Raw genomic sequence first — 17,035 nt, forward strand, 5'->3', positions numbered from 1 at the left:
GTCTGACGAGGGCCCCGGGAGCGGATCTTTCCGCTCCCGGGGCCCTCGTGCGTTCCCACAGGACACTTCTCAGGTGCTCTCAGGGCATGCTCAGGATCGGCTGGTTACGTCGGGGCGATGTCTACGACGCTGATCCAGCCCCCCGCTGCGGCGACCGCCGACTCGAGCACCCCGGTGGAGCGCCGCAAGGCCCGCGACCCTCTCCTCGACAACGCCCGCTACTGGGTGATGCTCCTCGTGGTGGCCGGCCACGGCCTCCAGTACCTGCTCGACGTTCCGGACGCCCGCGGCACCTACACGTGGATCTACGCGTTCCACATGCCGGCCTTCGTGCTGATCTCCGGCTACGTCGCCCGCCGGTACGAAGGGTCTCCCAAGCAGGTACGCGCGATGCTCACGAGCCTCGTGCTGCCGTACGTGGGACTCAACGTGGCGCTCGACGGGTTCCGCGCCCTGCTCGACGATGAGCCGCTGGCGGTCAACCTGCTTGATCCGGCATGGTCGACGTGGTTCCTGATCGCGCTGTTCGTGTGGCGGTTGTCCTCGCCGGTGTGGCGCGTCGTCCGCGCTCCGGTGCTCGTCTCCGTCGTGGTGAGCCTGGTCGCCGGGCTGTGGGAGGTCGGTGACGTGCTGTCGATCCACCGCATCCTCGGCCTGCTGCCGTTCTACGTCGCGGGGATGTACCTGCGCCCCGAGCACTTCGCGCTGCTGCGCCGTCCCGCGGTGCGGGTCGCGTCGGTGGTCGCCCTCGCCGGGACGCTCGGCTGGTGCCTGCTGCGCCACGAGGGTTGGTACGTCTCGTGGCTGTACTGGCGCGACGCCTACGCGGACGCGCCGCTGGATGCGGACGCCTTCGGCGGGCTGGCGACGCGCGCAGGCCTGCTGGTGACCGGGTTCGCGCTGAGCGCGGCGGTGCTCTCTGTCGTGCCGGCTCGGCGCGACCGTACCAGCGACCTCGGACGCCACACGATGAATGCGTACGTCCTGCACGGGTTCGTGCTGATCCTGCTGGCCCACCTGGGCGTGTTCAGCGCGCTGGCCACCTGGGGCGCGCTGTCCGTGCCCGTCGTCCTCGTGGGCTCGGTGCTCCTCGGCACGGCGCTGATGTCAGCGCCGGTCGCGCGGTTGGTCAGCCCCGTGGTGACCCCTCAACTGCGATGGGCGTTCAGGGATCAGCGCGCGGGCGGCGTGAAGAACAGCGCGATGTAGTTGCCGCGCCCTGCCTGCGTGAACGTCGCCGAGACGGTCGGACCACCCTTGGGCGTCACGGCCCGGTAGGTGGTGCTGATCTCGGTGCGGTCCTCGATGACGTCCTGGGTGGGGGCGCCGGCCGTGCTGTAGGCGAGCACGTAGCTTCGGGCGACCGCGTCGGCGTTGACGCCTCGCTCGACCAGCAGGCTGTCGAACAACGGGTGGTCGCCGGAGAGCAGGAGCGCCGAGTCCTCGCGCAGCGTCCAGCGATCCGTCCCCAGGGTGCCGCCGGTCGTGACCGGACGCGACACCGGGAACTCCGGCCACTTCGCCTCGACCGCGGGAGCGGCGGGCAGGGGAGTCGTGGTGGCGGGGACCGGGGTGGGCTCGGGGACCTCCGGGCGCTCGCCCTCGCCCGGCGTGTCGGTGCTCTCGTCGAGGGCCTCCCACACCGGACGCATGTCGGGCGGGTCGGTCTGGATGACGGTCACCGTCATCACAGGCTTGCCCTGCGAGCCGGCGGGGGACTGCTTGGTCCGCATGTTGCCTGGGTCGACCGTCGCGATCACGCGGACGCCCAGGTCCTCGGTCGTACGACCAGTCACGTCGAGGTCGCAACCGCTGTAGAGGTCGTTCGTGACCGTGCAGAAGCGTGACCACTCCTCCGGGTCCAGCTGAAGCTCCGGGACGAGGGTGGCGACCTGGCCGATCACCTCCGAGAAGGCCTCGCCGGGGTCGCCGTCGACGCGCAGCAGCGACGTCGTCGTGTCAGGCTCGGGCGCCTCCTCGAGAAGCGAGAAGGTGTCGTCCGTCGGAAGCGGGTTCGGAGGCTCGGTCGGGGTCGGCGTCGTCTCCTCGGGATGCTCGGCGGCCTCGGCGGCGGCCTCGATCGCCGCCCGACGCTGCGCCTCGACGAGCACCGGCGCGTAGGCGGCGAGCAGCGTCGTGCTGCGGCGGCGTACGAGAGGTCCCAGCTGGGTCGTGCCCTCCGGGACGGTGAGCGAGAACGCGATGGGAGTGCCTGCGAAGGTCTCGTGCTGGCCGACGTCGACCTTCAAGCCGGCGTGGGTGCTCTCGGTGGGGTCCGGTGGTGAGGGTGTGAGGGGACTGCACCCCGACAGACCAACAGCCACGGCCGTCGCGAGAGCCGCGACAACGACCGACCGATACATCCCGTTCACCTCCGAGTCAGAACCCCGATCACCCTAGGGCAACGACGTCGTGTGTCGAACAAGTGCCCGTGGCGCCGTATTGTCAGGTACGCAACACCGCCGCCGCTGCCGTGTCCGCACACTCCTGAGGAGCGCCGATGTCGTTCTCTGCCCCCACGACACCCGAGAGCATCTTCACGTACGGATCGCCACGGCTGAAATTCGGTGCCGGTGCGAGCGCCGAGCTGGGCTACGAGCTCGCGTCGCTGGGCGTGCGGCGGGCCCTTCTCGTCACCGACCGCGGCCTGGACGCGACGGGCATCCCCGCACGCGTGGCGGAGCAGGTGGCGGCCGAGTCCGTCGAGCTCGTCGTGTACGCCGACACGCACGTGGAGCCGACCGACGCCAGCCTCAACGACGCGATCGACTTCGCCCGCGCCCACGGCCCGTTCGACGCCGTGGTGGCCCTTGGCGGTGGATCCAGCATCGACACCGCGAAGGCGGTGAACCTGCTCACGACCAACGACGGCGACCTCATGGACTACCTCAACGTCCCGGTCGGTGCCGGCCGCGCCCCGGCCAAGGCGCTGCTGCCGCTGATCGCGCTCCCGACCACGACAGGGACGGGCAGCGAGAGCACCACCATCTGTGTGCTCGACGTCCTCGCCCAGCACGTCAAGACCGGCATCAGCCACCCGAGGCTGCGACCCGAGCTGGCGATCATCGACCCCGAGCTCACGCTGAGCCAGCCGGCGGGCGTCACCGCGGCCAGCGGCATGGACATCCTGTGCCACGCGCTCGAGAGCTTTACCGCGCGACCGTTCAGCTCGTACGAGCGCAAGCGTCCCGAGCAGCGGGTCCCGTACTGCGGCGCCAACCCGATCTCTGACATGTGGGCCGAGAAGTCGCTGAGCCTCCTCGCATCGTCGTTCCGTACGGCGGTCCGCGAGGGCAGCAACGTCCCGGCGCGAGAGGAGATGGCGTTGGCGGCGACGTTCGCGGGGATGGGGTTCGGCAACGCCGGCGTCCACATCCCGCACGCGAACGCCTATCCGATCGCCGGACAGGTGCGCGACTTCCGTCCGGAGGGATACCCGCAGGACGAGGCGATGGTGCCCCACGGGATGGCGGTCTCGCTGACGGCCCCCGAGGCCTTCCGCTTCACCTTCGACGCAGCGCCCGAACGTCACGTCCGCGCCGCCGAGCTGCTCGACCCGGCGGCCGAGCGGCCCGCTGACCTCGCCGACTTCCTGCCGAGCGTCCTCGTGCGCCTGATGCGCGACATCGGCATCCCGGCGGGCGTCGGCGCCGTCGGCTTCGACAAGGCCGATATCGGTGCGCTCGTCGAAGGAACGATGAAGCAGCAGAGGCTCCTCGCGACCGCGCCCAAGCCCGTCGGGCCCGAAGACGTGACGGGCATCTTCGAGCGTTCCCTCACCCTGTGGTGAGGCTGATGCTCGGCTGTACACAGGGCAGGTCGGACCCGTTTTGACCCCTCACCGGCCACCCGGTAGTCTTGGACATTGTGCCGTGGACTCACTGTCCGCGTGCACCGATTCGTGTGTCACCACACCGTCGGTCGATTCGTACGACTGGTTCTCCGGAGCCGGGGTACGGACGGGTGCAGGGCCACGAGAAGCACCACCTACCATCGCACGTCGCGGTGGCGTCGCGCCTGAGGCGCGACGCCCAGGGCGACGCCTGCGGGGGAGGCCGCACGAAAACCGCACGACTCAAGAGCCGGACAGCAGAAAGAAGCATGTAGTGCCAACGATCCAGCAGTTGGTCCGAAAGGGCCGTCAGGACAAGGTGGCGAAGACCAAGACGCCCGCCCTGAAGGGTTCGCCGCAGCGCCGTGGAGTGTGCACCCGCGTGTACACGACGACGCCGAAGAAGCCGAACTCCGCGCTGCGGAAGGTTGCTCGTGTTCGTCTGAGCAGCGGGATCGAGGTCACGGCCTACATCCCCGGTGAGGGCCACAACCTGCAGGAGCACTCCATCGTGCTCGTGCGCGGCGGTCGTGTGAAGGACCTCCCGGGTGTCCGCTACAAGATCATCCGCGGCGCGCTGGACACCCAGGGTGTCAAGAGCCGCAAGCAGGCTCGCAGCCGCTACGGGACGAAGAAGGAGAAGAGCTGATGCCGCGCAAGGGACCCGCGCCGAAGCGCCCGATCGAGGCCGACCCCGTCTACTCGAGCCCTCTGGTCACGCAGCTGATCAACAAGGTGCTTGAGGACGGCAAGAAGCAGGTCGCGCAGCGCATCGTCTACTCCGCGCTCGAGGGCACCCGCGAGAAGACCGGCACCGACCCGGTCATCACGCTCAAGCGTGCACTCGACAACGTCAAGCCGACCCTCGAGGTCAAGTCCCGCCGCGTCGGCGGTGCGACCTACCAGGTTCCGATCGAGGTCCGCGCCGTCCGCGCGAACACCCTCGCCCTTCGCTGGCTCGTCCGGTTCTCCAGCGAGCGTCGCGAGAAGACCATGGCGGAGCGCCTGATGAACGAGCTGCTCGATGCCAGCAACGGCCTCGGCGGCGCCGTCAAGAAGCGTGAGGACACGCACAAGATGGCCGAGGCCAACAAGGCCTTCGCCCACTACCGCTGGTGACGAGGTGCCGCCGGCCCGTCCGCGGGCCTGCGGCACTCATCGCCTGATTCGACTCACGACAGCAAGGGAAGTCAGCCAAGGTGGCCGTAGACATCACCACCAACCTCGCCACGGTGCGCAACATCGGCATCATGGCGCACATCGATGCGGGCAAGACGACGACGACCGAGCGCATCCTGTTCTACACCGGCATCACCTACAAAATCGGTGAAGTCCACGAGGGCGCAGCCACGATGGACTGGATGGAGCAGGAGCAGGAGCGCGGCATCACGATCACGTCCGCCGCGACGACCTGCTGGTGGAAGAACCACCAGATCAACATCATCGACACGCCTGGTCACGTCGACTTCACCGTCGAGGTGGAGCGCTCGCTGCGCGTGCTCGACGGCGCGGTCGCCGTGTTCGACGGCGTCGCCGGTGTCGAGCCGCAGTCGCAGACCGTCTGGCGCCAGGCCAACAAGTACCGCGTGCCGCGGATGTGCTTCGTCAACAAGCTCGACCGCACCGGTGCCGACTTCTTCTACTGCGTCGACACGATCGTCGAGCGCCTGAACGCCAACCCGGCGGTCCTGCAGATCCCGATCGGTGCGGAGTCGGACTTCCTCGGTGTCGTCGACCTCGTCGGCATGCGCGCGCTCACGTGGCGCGGCGAGACCGAGATCGGTGAGGACTACACGGTCGAGGAGATCCCGGCCGAGCTCGCCGACCAGGCCGCCGAGTACCGCGAGAAGCTCATCGAGACCGTCGCGACCGCTGACGACGACCTCATGGAGCTCTACCTCGAGGGCGAGGACATCGATGTCGACACGCTGAAGGCCGCGATCCGTCGCGCCACGCTGGCCGACAAGATCGTCCCGGTCCTGTGCGGCACCGCGTTCAAGAACAAGGGCGTCCAGCCCCTGCTTGACGCGGTCGTCGACTACCTCCCCTCGCCGATGGACGTCGGCTCGGTCGCCGGTCACAAGGTCGGCGACGAGGACACCGAGATCATGCGTGAGCCCAGCGAGGAGGAGCCCTTCTCCGCCCTGGCGTTCAAGATCGCGGCCGACCCGCACCTCGGCAAGCTGACCTACGTCCGTCTCTACTCGGGCCGCCTGGAGGCCGGGACCCAGGTCCTGAACTCCGTCAAGGGCCGCAAGGAGCGGATCGGCAAGATCTACCAGATGCACGCCAACAAGCGTGAGGAGATCGCGTCGGTCGGCGCCGGCCAGATCGTCGCCGTGATGGGTCTCAAGGACACCACCACGGGTGAGACGCTGGCCGATCCGAGCAACCCGGTGGTGCTCGAGTCGATGACCTTCCCGGCTCCGGTGATCCAGGTCGCCATTGAGCCCAAGACCAAGAGCGACCAGGAGAAGCTCGGCATCGCGATCCAGCGTCTCGCCGAGGAGGACCCGACGTTCACGGTCCACACCGACGAGGAGACCGGGCAGACCATCATCGCCGGTATGGGCGAGCTGCACCTGGACATCCTCGTGGACCGCATGAAGCGCGAGTTCCGCGTCGAGGCCAACGTCGGCAAGCCGCAGGTCGCGTACCGCGAGACCATCAAGCGCAAGGTCGACAAGGTCTCGTACACCCACAAGAAGCAGACCGGTGGTTCGGGCCAGTTCGCCAAGGTCCTCATCAGCATCGAGCCCACGGGCCCGGTCGTTGGTGGCGAGGGCGGCTACGAGTTCGTCAACGAGATCACCGGTGGACGCGTCCCGCGGGAGTACATTCCCGCCGTCGACGAGGGCGCGCAGGAAGCCATGGAGTTCGGCGTTCTCGCCGGATATCCCATGGTCGACGTCAAGGTGTCGCTGACCGACGGTCAGTACCACGACGTCGACTCGTCCGAGCTCGCCTTCAAGATCGCCGGTTCGATGGCGTTCAAGGAGGCGGCACGCAAGGCAGACCCGGTGCTCCTCGAGCCGATGTTCAAGGTCGAGGTCACCACCCCTGAGTCCTATCTGGGCGACGTCATCGGCGACATCAACTCTCGCCGTGGACAGATCCAGCAGATGACGGAACGGTCCGGTGACCGGGTCGTCGAGGCACTCGTTCCGCTCTCTGAGATGTTCGGATACGTCGGAGACCTCCGGTCGAAGACGTCGGGGCAGGCGTCGTACTCCATGGAGTTCGACTCCTACGCCGAGGTTCCCAAGAGCGTCGCAGAAGAGATCATCAAGAAGGCCAGGGGCGAGTGATCGCTGGCCTGACCTAGGCTTCGATCAGCTCAACCGCACGGCGCAAAGCATCATTCAATCGAGGAGGAGCCCCAGTGGCTAAGGCGAAGTTCGAGCGGACTAAGCCGCACATGAACATCGGCACCATCGGTCACATCGACCACGGTAAGACGACGCTGACCGCGGCGATTACCAAGGTGCTGCATGACAAGTACCCCGACCTGAACGAGGCTTCGGCCTTCGATCAGATCGACAAGGCTCCTGAGGAGCGCCAGCGCGGTATCACGATCTCGATCTCTCACGTTGAGTACCAGACCGAGAACCGTCACTACGCGCACGTCGATTGCCCGGGGCACGCCGACTACGTGAAGAACATGATCACGGGTGCGGCTCAGATGGACGGCGCGATCCTCGTGGTCGCCGCCACCGACGGCCCGATGCCGCAGACCCGCGAGCACGTGCTGCTCGCGCGCCAGGTCGGCGTGCCGGCCATGGTCGTCGCGCTCAACAAGTGCGACATGGTCGACGACGAGGAGCTCATCGAGCTCGTCGAGCTCGAGGTCCGTGAGCTCCTCAACGATCAGGAGTTCGACGGCGACAACGTCCCGGTCGTCCGTGTGGCCGCCTTCCCGGCGCTCAACGGCGACGCCAAGTGGGGCGAGTCGATCCTCGAGCTGATGAACGCTGTCGACGAGTACATCCCCGAGCCCCCGCGTGAGACGGACAAGCCGTTCCTCATGCCGGTCGAGGATGTCTTCACGATCACCGGTCGCGGCACCGTCATCACGGGTCGTATCGAGCGCGGCATCGTCAAGCTCAACGACACCGTCGACATCGTCGGCATCCGTCCGGAGAAGCAGACCTCGACCGTCACCGGCATCGAGATGTTCCGCAAGCTCCTCGACGAGGGCCAGGCAGGCGAGAACGTCGGCCTCCTGCTTCGTGGCACGAAGCGCGAGGACGTCGAGCGCGGCATGGTCGTGATCGCACCGGGCACGACGACTCCCCACACGGAGTTCGAGGGCCAGGTCTACATCCTGTCGAAGGAGGAGGGCGGCCGTCACACGCCGTTCTTCAACAACTACCGCCCGCAGTTCTACTTCCGCACCACGGACGTCACCGGCGTCGTCACGCTGCCTGAGGGCACCGAGATGGTCATGCCGGGCGACAACACCGAGATGTCGGTTCAGCTGATCCAGCCGATCGCGATGGACGAGGGTCTTCGTTTCGCGATTCGCGAGGGTGGTCGTACGGTCGGCGCTGGTCGCGTCACCAAGATCAACAAGTGATCCGGTCCCGGGTCTGACCCGGGTTCGATCTCTGCACGAGGGCCCCGTCCTGCTGACAAGCAGGGCGGGGCCCTCGTCGTACGCCCCGTGGCCGACTTCCCCTGGACGAATGGGGCGTTGGTCACGGCGAAGAAGGGTGCCGGCGACGTATCGTGAGGGCGTGGGACACGACCATGCGCACGGGACGCCGTCGGCTCGGCAGCGGCCGCGGCTGGCCTTCGTCCTCGGCCTGACCGTCCTGGTCCTGCTCGTCGAGGTCGTCGTCGCGGTGCTGACCGGGAGCCTGGCTCTGCTCGCCGATGCCGGACACATGCTGAGCGACACGTTCGGGCTCGTCATGGCGCTCATCGCGGTCACGGTCGCCCAGCGGGCAGGCAGCCCACGACGCACGTTCGGCAACCACCGCACCGAGATCCTCGCCGCAGGCGCGAACGGCCTGGTCTTGCTCGTGCTGTGCGTATGGATCGTGGTGTCGGCGATCGGTCGCCTCGGCGACGCGCCTCACATCGACTCACCCTTCATGCTCGGCGCTGGCGTTCTCGGCCTGGCTGCCAACGTGGTCGGCCTGCTGGTGCTGCGGGCCGGGGCGAAGGAGAGCCTCAACGTCAAGGGTGCCTACCTCGAGGTGCTCGGCGATGCGTTCGGCTCGGTCGCGGTGATCGTCGCCGCGGGCGTGATCGCGGTGACCGGCTGGTACGACGCCGACCCGGTGGCGTCCCTCGTCATCGCCGCGCTCATCCTGCCTCGTGCGTTCGGGCTCCTGCGCGATGTCGTGGACGTCCTCCTGGAGTCGACGCCTCGTGGGCTGGATCTCGAGGAGCTGCGGACCCACATGACGGAGGTGCCGGGTGTCGTCGACGTGCACGACCTTCACGTCTGGACGATCACGTCCGGCATGCCTGTGATGTCGGCCCACGTCGTGGTCGACGACGACGTGCTCGACACCGATGCGGGCCACAGCGTGCTGGACCGCCTGCGCAGCTGCCTGTCCGACCATTTCGACGTCGAGCATTCGACGTTCCAGCTCGAGCCGGCCGCGCACGCGGAGACCGAGCAGCACACCCACCGGTGACGATCCCCAGTACGCACCGACGGGACGGTCAGCGTCCGCCCGCGGCACGCCAGACACGGTCGCGGGACAGCGGCAGGTCGGTGATCCGTACGCCGATCGCGTCGCGGACGGCGTTCGCGAGGGCCGCGGCGACGGGGTTGTACGGAGACTCGCTCATCGACTTCGCTCCGTACGGGCCGAGCGCGTCCGAGGTCGACGCGAACAGCACCTCAGTCGTGGGCACGTCCACGATCTGAGGGACGTGGTAGGTCCGCAGGACCGGTGTCTGTACGACCCCGCCCTCGTCGACGACGACCTCTTCGAAGAGTGCCGTCCCTATGCCCTGGGCGACGCCGCCCTCGATCTGTCCACGACACTGCTCGGGGTTGACGACGACACCTGCGTCGGCGGCGTGGACCGAACGGAGGATCCGTACCTCTCCGGTCTCGACGTCGACCGCCAGCGCGAACGCCTGGACGTTGAACGCGATCGAGCGCGGGGATCCGCCTGCCGTCGCCGATCCGACGAGGCCGACCGTCGGTCGTCCCTCCGCACGCGCGGCACGCACCTGCGCGAGGAGATCGTCGGCCGCCGAGGTCAGCGCCCTCCCCGCGACCACGATCCCGGTCGACCCGAACGCGCCGGTGTCGTGCGCGACCGTGCGGGTGCCGCCAGAGACGAGTCGGATCCGATCGCTCGTCGTCCCGAGCGCCTGCGCGACGAGCTGGACGTGCGCGGTGGACGTGCCGTTGCCGAACTCCGCGGAGCCGACCGACGCCTCGTACGTCCCGTCAGCGAGGAGGCGGACCTGCGCTGACGCGTGGTGACCGCGCGGCGGGATGGTGTCGATCATCGCCATCGCCATCCCGCGGCCGGTGCGCCACTGCGGGCCGGTGGGGGTGGAAGCGAGGTCGCGTGCGACCGCCTCCCGGGCGAGGGCGAGGCACTCGCGCGCGCCGTGGCTGCCGTACTGGACGTCGTCGTGCTCGCTGGACCACGAGACCATCGGGTCGCCCGGGACGACCACGTTGCGAGCGCGCAGCTCGTACGGGTCGATGCCGGACATCCGCGCCAGCTCGTCGAGGACCTGCTCGATCGCGAAGACCAGCTGGCCCAGCCCGTACCCGCGGAACGCGCCCGACGGCACCGCGTTCGTGTAGACCACCTCGCCGCGTACCCTCTTGTGCGGGCACCGGTAGGCCGCGATCGACTCGTTGCAGCCGTGGAACAGCACGCCGGGGCCGTGGTTGCCGTACGCGCCGGTGTCCGAGAGGACGTCGACGTCGAGAGCGGTGAGGAGTCCGTCGACGTCCACGCCGGCGCGGACGTGGATCCGCATCGGGTGCCGGACGGTGGTGGCGGTGAGCTGCTCGGTACGGCTCAGCTCGAGCTGGACGGCGCGCCCGGTCCGCAGGACCGCCAGTGCCACCAGATCTTCGACGAGCATCTCCTGCTTGGCGCCGAACCCGCCACCGACCCGGTTCGTGACCACCTCGATCCGCTCACGCGGCAGCCCGAGCAGGGCCGCGAGCTCGTCGCGGACGAGGAACGGCACCTGGCTGCTGGTCCGGACCACGAGCACGCCGTCGTCTGCGAGCCATCCCACCGCGCCGTGCGTCTCGAGGTGGGTCGCCTGGACGCGGGCGGTCGTGAACGTCGCCTCGTAGGCGTGCGCCGCGGCGGCGAGACCCTCCTCGACCGATCCGGACTCGGCGGCGATCGCCGCGACGACGTTGCGGGCGGGGTCGGCAATGCCCGACTCCGGCCCCTTGTCGGCATGGAGCAGGGGAGCGCCCGGGCTGCGGGCACGCTCCGGGTCGACGACGGCGGGGAGCTCCTCGTACGAGACGGCAACGAGGTCGCGTGCACGTTGCGCGGCGTGCGGTGTCGTCGCGACGACGAGGGCGACCCGCTGGCCGACAAAGCGGACGACCGTGTCCAGCACCCGGGTGTCACGGGGGTCGTCGTCGCGCAGGTGGTGACGACCGGTCGAGAACAGGCTGTCGGGGACGTCGGCGTGGGTGAGGACGGCGACGACGTCGGGATCGGCGAGGGCCCGCGAGGTGTCGACCCGGACGATGCGGGCGTGGGCGTACGGCGATCGGACGACGGCGCCGTGCAGTGTGCCGCTCAGCGTCTCGTCCAGCGTGAACGGCTGGCGACCCCGCACGACGGCGGGCCCGGCGGGTGAGCCGACGCTGCGCCCCACCGGGTTGCGCGTCGGCTCGAGCTCGACGTTCGTCGCGCCTGCCAGTGCGTCGCGCACGGAGCGGTAGCCGGTGCAGCGGCAGAGGTTGCCCTTGAGGAGGCGGTCCACGTCGTCGCCCTCGTCGGGGCCGAGGCACGACGCCGTGACGACCATCCCCGCGGTGCAGAAGCCGCACTGGAACCCCTGGGCCTTGAGGAACCGGCGGGCGGTGCCCCCGGTCTCGTCGCCGGGCGACAGGCCGGCGGCCGTGATGACCTCGTGGCCATCCGCCCGCACCGCCGGGACCAGGCAGGAGTGCACCGGAGCCCGGTCGAGCAGCACGCTGCACGCCCCACAGTCGCCGGAGTCGCACCCCTTCTTGACGTCCGTGTGACCCTGCTCGCGAAGGTACGTCCGCAGGCACTGGCCCGGGCGAGGCGCTGCCTCGACGGCGACCCCGTTGACGAGTGTCGTCATCGCAGCGCCTCGATCGTACGGAGCGCCCCGGCGCCGAGCGCGTGCGTCTGCTGGCGGCGCCAGTCGGTAGCGCCGTGGACGTCGCCGAGCCACGCGTCCTCAGGGATCGCCTGCTCCAGTGCCTCGTGCCAGCCCGCCCGCGTCGGGGCGAGGTCGAACGCGAGCACGTACGGTCTGGCGGTGGCGCCGGTCACCGAGACCACCGCGCCGTCGTCGGTGCGTCGCGCGACGACGACGGCCGCCGACCGCCCGCGGGCCGACAGCGATGCGCGAAGGAAGGCTGTCGGGGCGACCAGCGCCCCTGCGGGTACGTGGAACGCCCGCACGAGCTCACCCGGCGCCAGCGAGGTCGTCCCGACGCCGGTCACGAGGGCGTCGACGCTCGTGGTCCGCGTCGTGCCGTCGGGGCTCCAAAGCAAGACGGTCGTCCCGAGCGCGCTGAGCACCGACGTCATCGCGCCCGCGGGCAGTGCTAGGCACACGTTGCCGCCGACGGTGGCGTCGTGCCAGACCTTGAACGACGCCACGAGCGCGTCGACCGCGGAGCGCACCAGCGGCCCGAAGGTCCACGGACCGGGGAAGGTGACCGCTGGACGGGCGTGGATCCCGCCCAGCCGCAGCAGGGGAGCGGGGTCACCGGCTGCCGCGGCGAGCGTCCCCAGCGTGCAGGTCGCGCCGATCTCGAGGGCGTCGTCGTGGAGGACGAGGGGCGGCCAGTCGAGCGCCGTCAGGTCGAGGAGTCGTCGTACACCGGGCTGGGGCTCGGAGAAGAGAGACGTTCCGCCCGCCACGTAGGCGTCGCCGGGGCGCCAGCGCGCGAGCGCGGAGGCGTCCGTCAGGGGGATCCAGGCGTCGACGTCGACGAGGTCCATGACAGCTCCTCAATAGTCGACGCGGGCGCCGTGGGCCAGCCACGCGTCGAACGGTGCTGACGCGTGCGGCGTACGCAGGGACCTCACCGGCTGCGGCCAGGACTCCCGGGGAGAGGAGAGGAGCGCGTAGAGCGCGCTGTCGTCGAAGCCGGCGCGCTCGGCGTCGTGACGATCGGCGGCGTAGTAGACCGCGGCCACCCGTGCCCACATCGACGCTGCGAGGCACATCGGACACGGCTCGCACGAGCAATAGAGGACGGCGCCTCGCAGCGAGAACGTCGCGAGCTCCGCGCACGCTCTGCGGATCGCGACGATCTCGGCGTGCGCGGTCGGGTCGTGGGTCGACGTCACCTGGTTGACGCCGAGACTCACCAGGGTCCCTTCCGCCACGACGAGGGCAGCGAACGGACCGCCGCCCGCCGCCACGTTGTCGCCTGCGAGACGCACGGCGCGCTCGAGGTACGCGAGGTGCGCGTCGGTCGAGGTCTCGCTCATCGTGGCTCCCTCCGTGCGTGCGGACGGTATCCCCAGACTGCCCCTCGCGAGTCCGGAATGGGGAGATCATGACGTTTCCGTCCGTTCAGCCGCTGGGCCATCTTGAAGGCGGCAGGTAATCTGGCAGCAACCAGGTGAGGCAGGTCTCGCACCCCGATTTGGCATTGCGGGGTCCGGTCTGTCAGACTTGGGAAGTTGCTCCGGCGCGTCCGGCTGTTCTCCCGTGTGGAGAGCGGTGGTCGCGCCTGGTTTTGGGAAGAGCAGGCACACCCTTCACGGGTGGGCGGCGGCCCGAGGCCCAACCATCCAACTCCAGAGGTGTGACGGACTCGCGCGCTTTGTGCCCGCGACACGCCCGACCTCGGGGGTCGGAGGGGAGCGACCGCTCTTCCTCGAGCCCGAGGTGGAGAGACCGAGGCAGTACGAAGAGAAGGACGAAGCGAGAGCATGGCGGGACAGAAGATCCGCATCAGGCTCAAGGCCTATGACCACGAGGTGATTGACACCTCGGCGCGCAAGATCGTCGACACCGTCACGCGTACGGGTGCCACGGTCGCTGGCCCGGTGCCTCTGCCGACGGAAAAGAACGTCTACTGCGTCATTCGTTCGCCGCACAAGTACAAGGACAGCCGCGAACACTTCGAGATGCGCACCCACAAGCGCCTCATCGACATCATCGACCCCACGCCGAAGACCGTCGACTCGCTGATGCGTCTCGACCTCCCCGCCGGCGTGGACATCGAGATCAAGCTCTGAGGGACGATCGGATGAGCAACCAGAAGGCACCCGTCGGGCTGCTCGGGCGCAAGCTCGGCATGACCCAGACGTGGGACGAGAACAACCGCGTGGTCCCCGTGACCGTGATCGCTGCCGACACCAACGTCGTGACGCAGATCCGCACACAGGAGACCGACGGCTACACGGCCGTCCAGATCGGCTTCGGCGAGATCGACCCGCGCAAGGTGAACAAGCCCCAGACCGGACACTTCGGCAAGGCCAACGTCACCCCGCGTCGTCACCTCGCCGAGATCCGCACCGAGGCCATCGCCGACTACGAGATTGGCCAGGCTGTCAGCCCGGAGATCTTCGCTGCCGGCGACTTCGTCGACGTCACCGGTACGAGCAAGGGCAAGGGCTTCGCCGGTGTCATGAAGCGTCACGGCTTCTCCGGCGTCGGCGCCTCGCACGGCGCACACCGCAACCACCGCAAGCCGGGTTCGATCGGCGGCTGCGCCACGCCGGGCCGTGTGTTCAAGGGCCTGCGCATGGCCGGCCACATGGGCACCGACCGCGTGACCGCGCAGAGCCTCACGGTCCACGCCGTCGATGCCGACAAGGGCATCATCCTTATCAAGGGTGCGGTTCCCGGCCCCAAGGGCGGCATCGTGATGATCCGCACCGGCGCCAAGAAGGGAGCCGTCAAGTGACCGCGAACCTCATCGACGTCGACCTGCCGAAGGACGTCTTCGACGCCCAGGTCAACATCCCGCTGATCCACCAGGTCGTCGTCGCCCAGCTCGCTGCCGCGCGCCAGGGCACCCACGACACCAAGACTCGCGCCGAGGTTGCCGGCGGCGGCCGCAAGCCGTACCGCCAGAAGGGCACCGGCCGCGCTCGTCAGGGCTCGATCCGCGCACCTCAGTTCACCGGTGGTGGCGTGGTGCACGGCCCGACGCCGCGCAGCTACGACCAGCGCACCCCCAAGAAGATGAAGGCCGCCGCTCTGCGTGGCGCCCTCTCCGACCGGGTCCGCAACGGCCGCCTCCACGTGGTCGAGTCCCTCGTCACCGGCGACGCGCCGTCGACGAAGACGGCGCTGGCCACGCTCCGCGAGATCACCGGGCGTCCGCGCACGCTGGTCGTCGTCGAGCGCACCGACCAGGTCACGGTCAAGAGCCTGCGCAACGTGGCGGGCACGCACCTGATCGAGCTGGCTCAGCTCAACACGTACGACGTCCTGCTCAGCGACGACGTGGTCTTCACCAAGGCCGCGTTCGACGCCTTCGTGGCGCTGCGCTCCAGCGGCGACGCCGAGACGATCAAGCTGAGCGAGGCCGCTACCGCCAAGGACGGTGACAAGTGAGCACGCTGCAGAAGGACCCGCGCGACGTCCTGATCGCGCCGGTCGTGAGCGAGAAGAGCTACGGGCTCCTCGACGAGAACAAGTACACGTTCATCGTCCGGCCCGACGCCAACAAGACCGAGATCAAGATCGCCGTCGAGAAGGTTTTCGGTGTCACGGTCACCGCGGTGAACACCCAGAACCGCAAGGGCAAGACGCGCCGTACGCGCTTCGGCACCGGCAAGCGTGCCGACGTCAAGCGCGCCATCGTGAGCGTCGCCCCGGGCCAGAGCATCGACATCTTCGCTGCGCCGGGCGCCTGAACGAACGAGGACTGAGTACGCATGGCAATTCGTAAGTACAAGCCGACCACCCCGGGCCGTCGTGGCTCCTCGGTGGCCGACTTCAGCGAGATCACGCGAACGACCCCTGAGAAGTCCCTGACGCGTCCGCTGCCCAAGAAGGGCGGTCGCAACAACCAGGGCCGGATCACCACCCGTCACCAGGGCGGCGGTCACAAGCGCGCGTACCGCATCATCGACTTCAAGCGGTACGACAAGGACGGCGTGCCGGCGAAGGTCGCGCACATCGAGTACGACCCCAACCGCACGGCGCGCATCGCGCTGCTGCACTACGCGGACGGCGAGAAGCGCTACATCATCGCGCCGGAGGGTCTGAAGCAGGGCATGACCGTCGAGGCCGGTCCCGGCGCCGACATCAAGCCCGGCAACAACCTGCCGCTGCGCAACATCCCCGTCGGCACCACGATCCACGCGATCGAGCTCCGTCCCGGTGGCGGTGCCAAGATGGGCCGCTCGGCCGGCGCCAAGGTCCAGCTGGTCGCTCGTGAGGGCAACCGCGCGCAGCTGCGTCTGCCCTCGGGCGAGATGCGCTACGTCGACGTCCGCTGCCGCGCCAGCGTTGGAGAGGTCGGCAACGCCGAGCAGTCCAACATCAACTGGGGCAAGGCAGGCCGCAACCGCTGGAAGGGCAAGCGCCCGACCGTCCGCGGTGTGGCGATGAACCCGATCGACCACCCGCACGGTGGTGGCGAGGGCAAGACCTCGGGTGGACGTCACCCGGTGTCGCCGTGGGGCCAGCCCGAGGGCCGCACCCGCAAGAAGAAGGCCAGCGACAAGCTGATCGTCCGTCGCCGCAAGTCCGGAAAGCGCTGAGGAAGAGCCTGACATGCCACGCAGTTTGAAGAAGGGGCCGTTCGTCGACGACCACCTGATGAAGAAGGTCGAGACTCAGAACGAGGCCGACACGCACACCGTCATCAAGACGTGGTCGCGCCGCTCGATGATCCTCCCGTCCTTCATCGGTCACACCATCGCCGTTCACGACGGGCGTAAGCACGTGCCGGTGTTCGTCACCGATGCGATGGTCGGCCACAAGCTGGGCGAGTTCGCACCGACACGCACCTTCCGCGGACACGTCAAGGACGACCGAAAGAGCCGCCGCCGCTGACGCGGGCGACAA

Annotated in this window: 17 protein-coding genes; 13 read left to right on the forward strand and 4 right to left on the reverse strand. The window is 68.9% G+C overall.

Annotation, left to right across the window (positions count from 1 at the left end):
- Positions 1 to 117 precede the first annotated feature (117 nt).
- Positions 118 to 1,209 carry an acyltransferase family protein gene (locus ACFSDF_RS05350; RefSeq protein WP_377156558.1) on the forward strand — a complete coding sequence of 364 codons (1,092 nt, stop codon included), beginning with the start codon at positions 118 to 120 and terminating at the stop codon, positions 1,207 to 1,209.
- Here the strand turns inward: ACFSDF_RS05350 and ACFSDF_RS05355 are convergent.
- Positions 1,173 to 2,249, reverse strand: a complete 1,077-nt coding sequence (locus tag ACFSDF_RS05355; RefSeq protein ID WP_167005722.1) for a hypothetical protein — start codon at positions 2,247 to 2,249, stop codon at positions 1,173 to 1,175. The two genes, ACFSDF_RS05350 and ACFSDF_RS05355, sit on opposite strands and share 37 nt — an antisense overlap.
- Before the next feature lie 251 nt (positions 2,250 to 2,500).
- Here ACFSDF_RS05355 and ACFSDF_RS05360 point away from each other — a divergent pair, with 251 nt between their 5' ends.
- The 6 genes from ACFSDF_RS05360 to ACFSDF_RS05385 all read left to right on the forward strand — a co-directional run bounded on the left by ACFSDF_RS05360 (position 2,501) and on the right by ACFSDF_RS05385 (position 9,480).
- A complete protein-coding gene (locus ACFSDF_RS05360; RefSeq protein WP_167005719.1) occupies positions 2,501 to 3,790 on the forward strand; it encodes a hydroxyacid-oxoacid transhydrogenase in 1,290 nt (429 codons plus the stop codon).
- Positions 3,791 to 4,106: 316 nt separating this feature from the next.
- Entirely contained in the window at positions 4,107 to 4,481 is a 375-nt protein-coding gene (gene rpsL / locus ACFSDF_RS05365; RefSeq protein WP_167005716.1) for a 30S ribosomal protein S12, read from the forward strand.
- Positions 4,481 to 4,951 carry a 30S ribosomal protein S7 gene (rpsG, locus tag ACFSDF_RS05370; RefSeq protein WP_167005713.1) on the forward strand — a complete coding sequence of 157 codons (471 nt, stop codon included), beginning with the start codon at positions 4,481 to 4,483 and terminating at the stop codon, positions 4,949 to 4,951. Before rpsL ends, rpsG begins: the two co-directional genes overlap by 1 nt.
- Before the next feature lie 80 nt (positions 4,952 to 5,031).
- On the forward strand, positions 5,032 to 7,140 hold the full coding sequence (gene fusA / locus ACFSDF_RS05375) for an elongation factor G (RefSeq protein WP_167005711.1): 2,109 nt from the start codon (positions 5,032 to 5,034) through the stop codon (positions 7,138 to 7,140).
- A 74-nt stretch (positions 7,141 to 7,214) separates the two neighbouring features.
- Positions 7,215 to 8,408 (forward strand): elongation factor Tu, encoded by a 1,194-nt coding sequence (gene tuf, locus ACFSDF_RS05380; protein WP_167005708.1) that lies wholly within the window; start codon positions 7,215 to 7,217, stop codon positions 8,406 to 8,408.
- Positions 8,409 to 8,568: 160 nt separating this feature from the next.
- On the forward strand, positions 8,569 to 9,480 hold the full coding sequence (locus ACFSDF_RS05385) for a cation diffusion facilitator family transporter (protein WP_377156563.1): 912 nt from the start codon (positions 8,569 to 8,571) through the stop codon (positions 9,478 to 9,480).
- 28 nt (positions 9,481 to 9,508) lie between these two features.
- Here ACFSDF_RS05385 and ACFSDF_RS05390 read toward each other — a convergent pair whose 3' ends face one another.
- From ACFSDF_RS05390 to ACFSDF_RS05400, 3 genes are read right to left on the reverse strand one after another with little or no spacing between them, the layout of a single operon-like run.
- The gene (locus tag ACFSDF_RS05390; protein WP_167251626.1) at positions 9,509 to 12,124 is read right to left on the reverse strand and encodes a molybdopterin-dependent oxidoreductase; all 2,616 of its coding nucleotides are present in this window, start codon (positions 12,122 to 12,124) and stop codon (positions 9,509 to 9,511) included.
- Positions 12,121 to 12,996 (reverse strand): FAD binding domain-containing protein, encoded by an 876-nt coding sequence (locus ACFSDF_RS05395; RefSeq protein WP_377156565.1) that lies wholly within the window; start codon positions 12,994 to 12,996, stop codon positions 12,121 to 12,123. The genes ACFSDF_RS05390 and ACFSDF_RS05395 overlap by 4 nt, the downstream gene beginning before the upstream one ends.
- Positions 12,997 to 13,005: 9 nt before the next feature.
- Positions 13,006 to 13,491 carry a nucleoside deaminase gene (locus tag ACFSDF_RS05400; protein WP_167005697.1) on the reverse strand — a complete coding sequence of 162 codons (486 nt, stop codon included), beginning with the start codon at positions 13,489 to 13,491 and terminating at the stop codon, positions 13,006 to 13,008.
- 447 nt (positions 13,492 to 13,938) lie between these two features.
- Between ACFSDF_RS05400 and rpsJ the strand changes: the two genes are divergently transcribed.
- Genes rpsJ through rpsS form a run of 6 tightly spaced genes read left to right on the forward strand, consistent with a single transcriptional unit; the run spans position 13,939 to position 17,023 of the window.
- Complete coding sequence (gene rpsJ / locus ACFSDF_RS05405) at positions 13,939 to 14,247, forward strand: 30S ribosomal protein S10 (RefSeq protein WP_039345402.1); 309 nt, start codon at positions 13,939 to 13,941, stop codon at positions 14,245 to 14,247.
- Between the two features lie 11 nt (positions 14,248 to 14,258).
- Positions 14,259 to 14,918, forward strand: coding sequence for a 50S ribosomal protein L3 (gene rplC / locus ACFSDF_RS05410; RefSeq protein ID WP_167005695.1), 660 nt, complete (start codon positions 14,259 to 14,261; stop codon positions 14,916 to 14,918).
- Positions 14,915 to 15,574 (forward strand): 50S ribosomal protein L4, encoded by a 660-nt coding sequence (gene rplD, locus ACFSDF_RS05415; protein ID WP_167005693.1) that lies wholly within the window; start codon positions 14,915 to 14,917, stop codon positions 15,572 to 15,574. The genes rplC and rplD overlap by 4 nt, the downstream gene beginning before the upstream one ends.
- Positions 15,571 to 15,876, forward strand: a complete 306-nt coding sequence (gene rplW / locus ACFSDF_RS05420) for a 50S ribosomal protein L23 (protein WP_139087787.1) — start codon at positions 15,571 to 15,573, stop codon at positions 15,874 to 15,876. The genes rplD and rplW overlap by 4 nt, the downstream gene beginning before the upstream one ends.
- Positions 15,877 to 15,897: 21 nt before the next feature.
- Positions 15,898 to 16,728 carry a 50S ribosomal protein L2 gene (gene rplB / locus ACFSDF_RS05425; RefSeq protein WP_167005692.1) on the forward strand — a complete coding sequence of 277 codons (831 nt, stop codon included), beginning with the start codon at positions 15,898 to 15,900 and terminating at the stop codon, positions 16,726 to 16,728.
- A gap of 13 nt (positions 16,729 to 16,741) precedes the next feature.
- Positions 16,742 to 17,023, forward strand: coding sequence for a 30S ribosomal protein S19 (rpsS, locus tag ACFSDF_RS05430; RefSeq protein ID WP_167005689.1), 282 nt, complete (start codon positions 16,742 to 16,744; stop codon positions 17,021 to 17,023).
- Positions 17,024 to 17,035 lie beyond the last annotated feature (12 nt).

This window comes from Mumia zhuanghuii, from assembly GCF_042681565.1.
Lineage (GTDB): Bacteria > Actinomycetota > Actinomycetes > Propionibacteriales > Nocardioidaceae > Mumia.

Excerpts from the sequence above, each read along its gene's own strand:
- rpsS (WP_167005689.1), top strand. The coding sequence starts at position 16,742 with ATGCCACGCAGTTTGAAGAAGGGGCCGTTCGTCGACGACCACCTGATG.
- rpsJ (WP_039345402.1), top strand. The coding sequence starts at position 13,939 with ATGGCGGGACAGAAGATCCGCATCAGGCTCAAGGCCTATGACCACGAG.
- ACFSDF_RS05360 (WP_167005719.1), top strand. The coding sequence starts at position 2,501 with ATGTCGTTCTCTGCCCCCACGACACCCGAGAGCATCTTCACGTACGGA.
- rpsG (WP_167005713.1), top strand. The coding sequence starts at position 4,481 with ATGCCGCGCAAGGGACCCGCGCCGAAGCGCCCGATCGAGGCCGACCCC.
- ACFSDF_RS05400 (WP_167005697.1), bottom strand. The coding sequence starts at position 13,491 with ATGAGCGAGACCTCGACCGACGCGCACCTCGCGTACCTCGAGCGCGCC.
- ACFSDF_RS05350 (WP_377156558.1), top strand. The coding sequence starts at position 118 with ATGTCTACGACGCTGATCCAGCCCCCCGCTGCGGCGACCGCCGACTCG.
- ACFSDF_RS05390 (WP_167251626.1), bottom strand. The coding sequence starts at position 12,124 with ATGACGACACTCGTCAACGGGGTCGCCGTCGAGGCAGCGCCTCGCCCG.
- rplB (WP_167005692.1), top strand. The coding sequence starts at position 15,898 with ATGGCAATTCGTAAGTACAAGCCGACCACCCCGGGCCGTCGTGGCTCC.
- rplC (WP_167005695.1), top strand. The coding sequence starts at position 14,259 with ATGAGCAACCAGAAGGCACCCGTCGGGCTGCTCGGGCGCAAGCTCGGC.
- ACFSDF_RS05395 (WP_377156565.1), bottom strand. The coding sequence starts at position 12,996 with ATGGACCTCGTCGACGTCGACGCCTGGATCCCCCTGACGGACGCCTCC.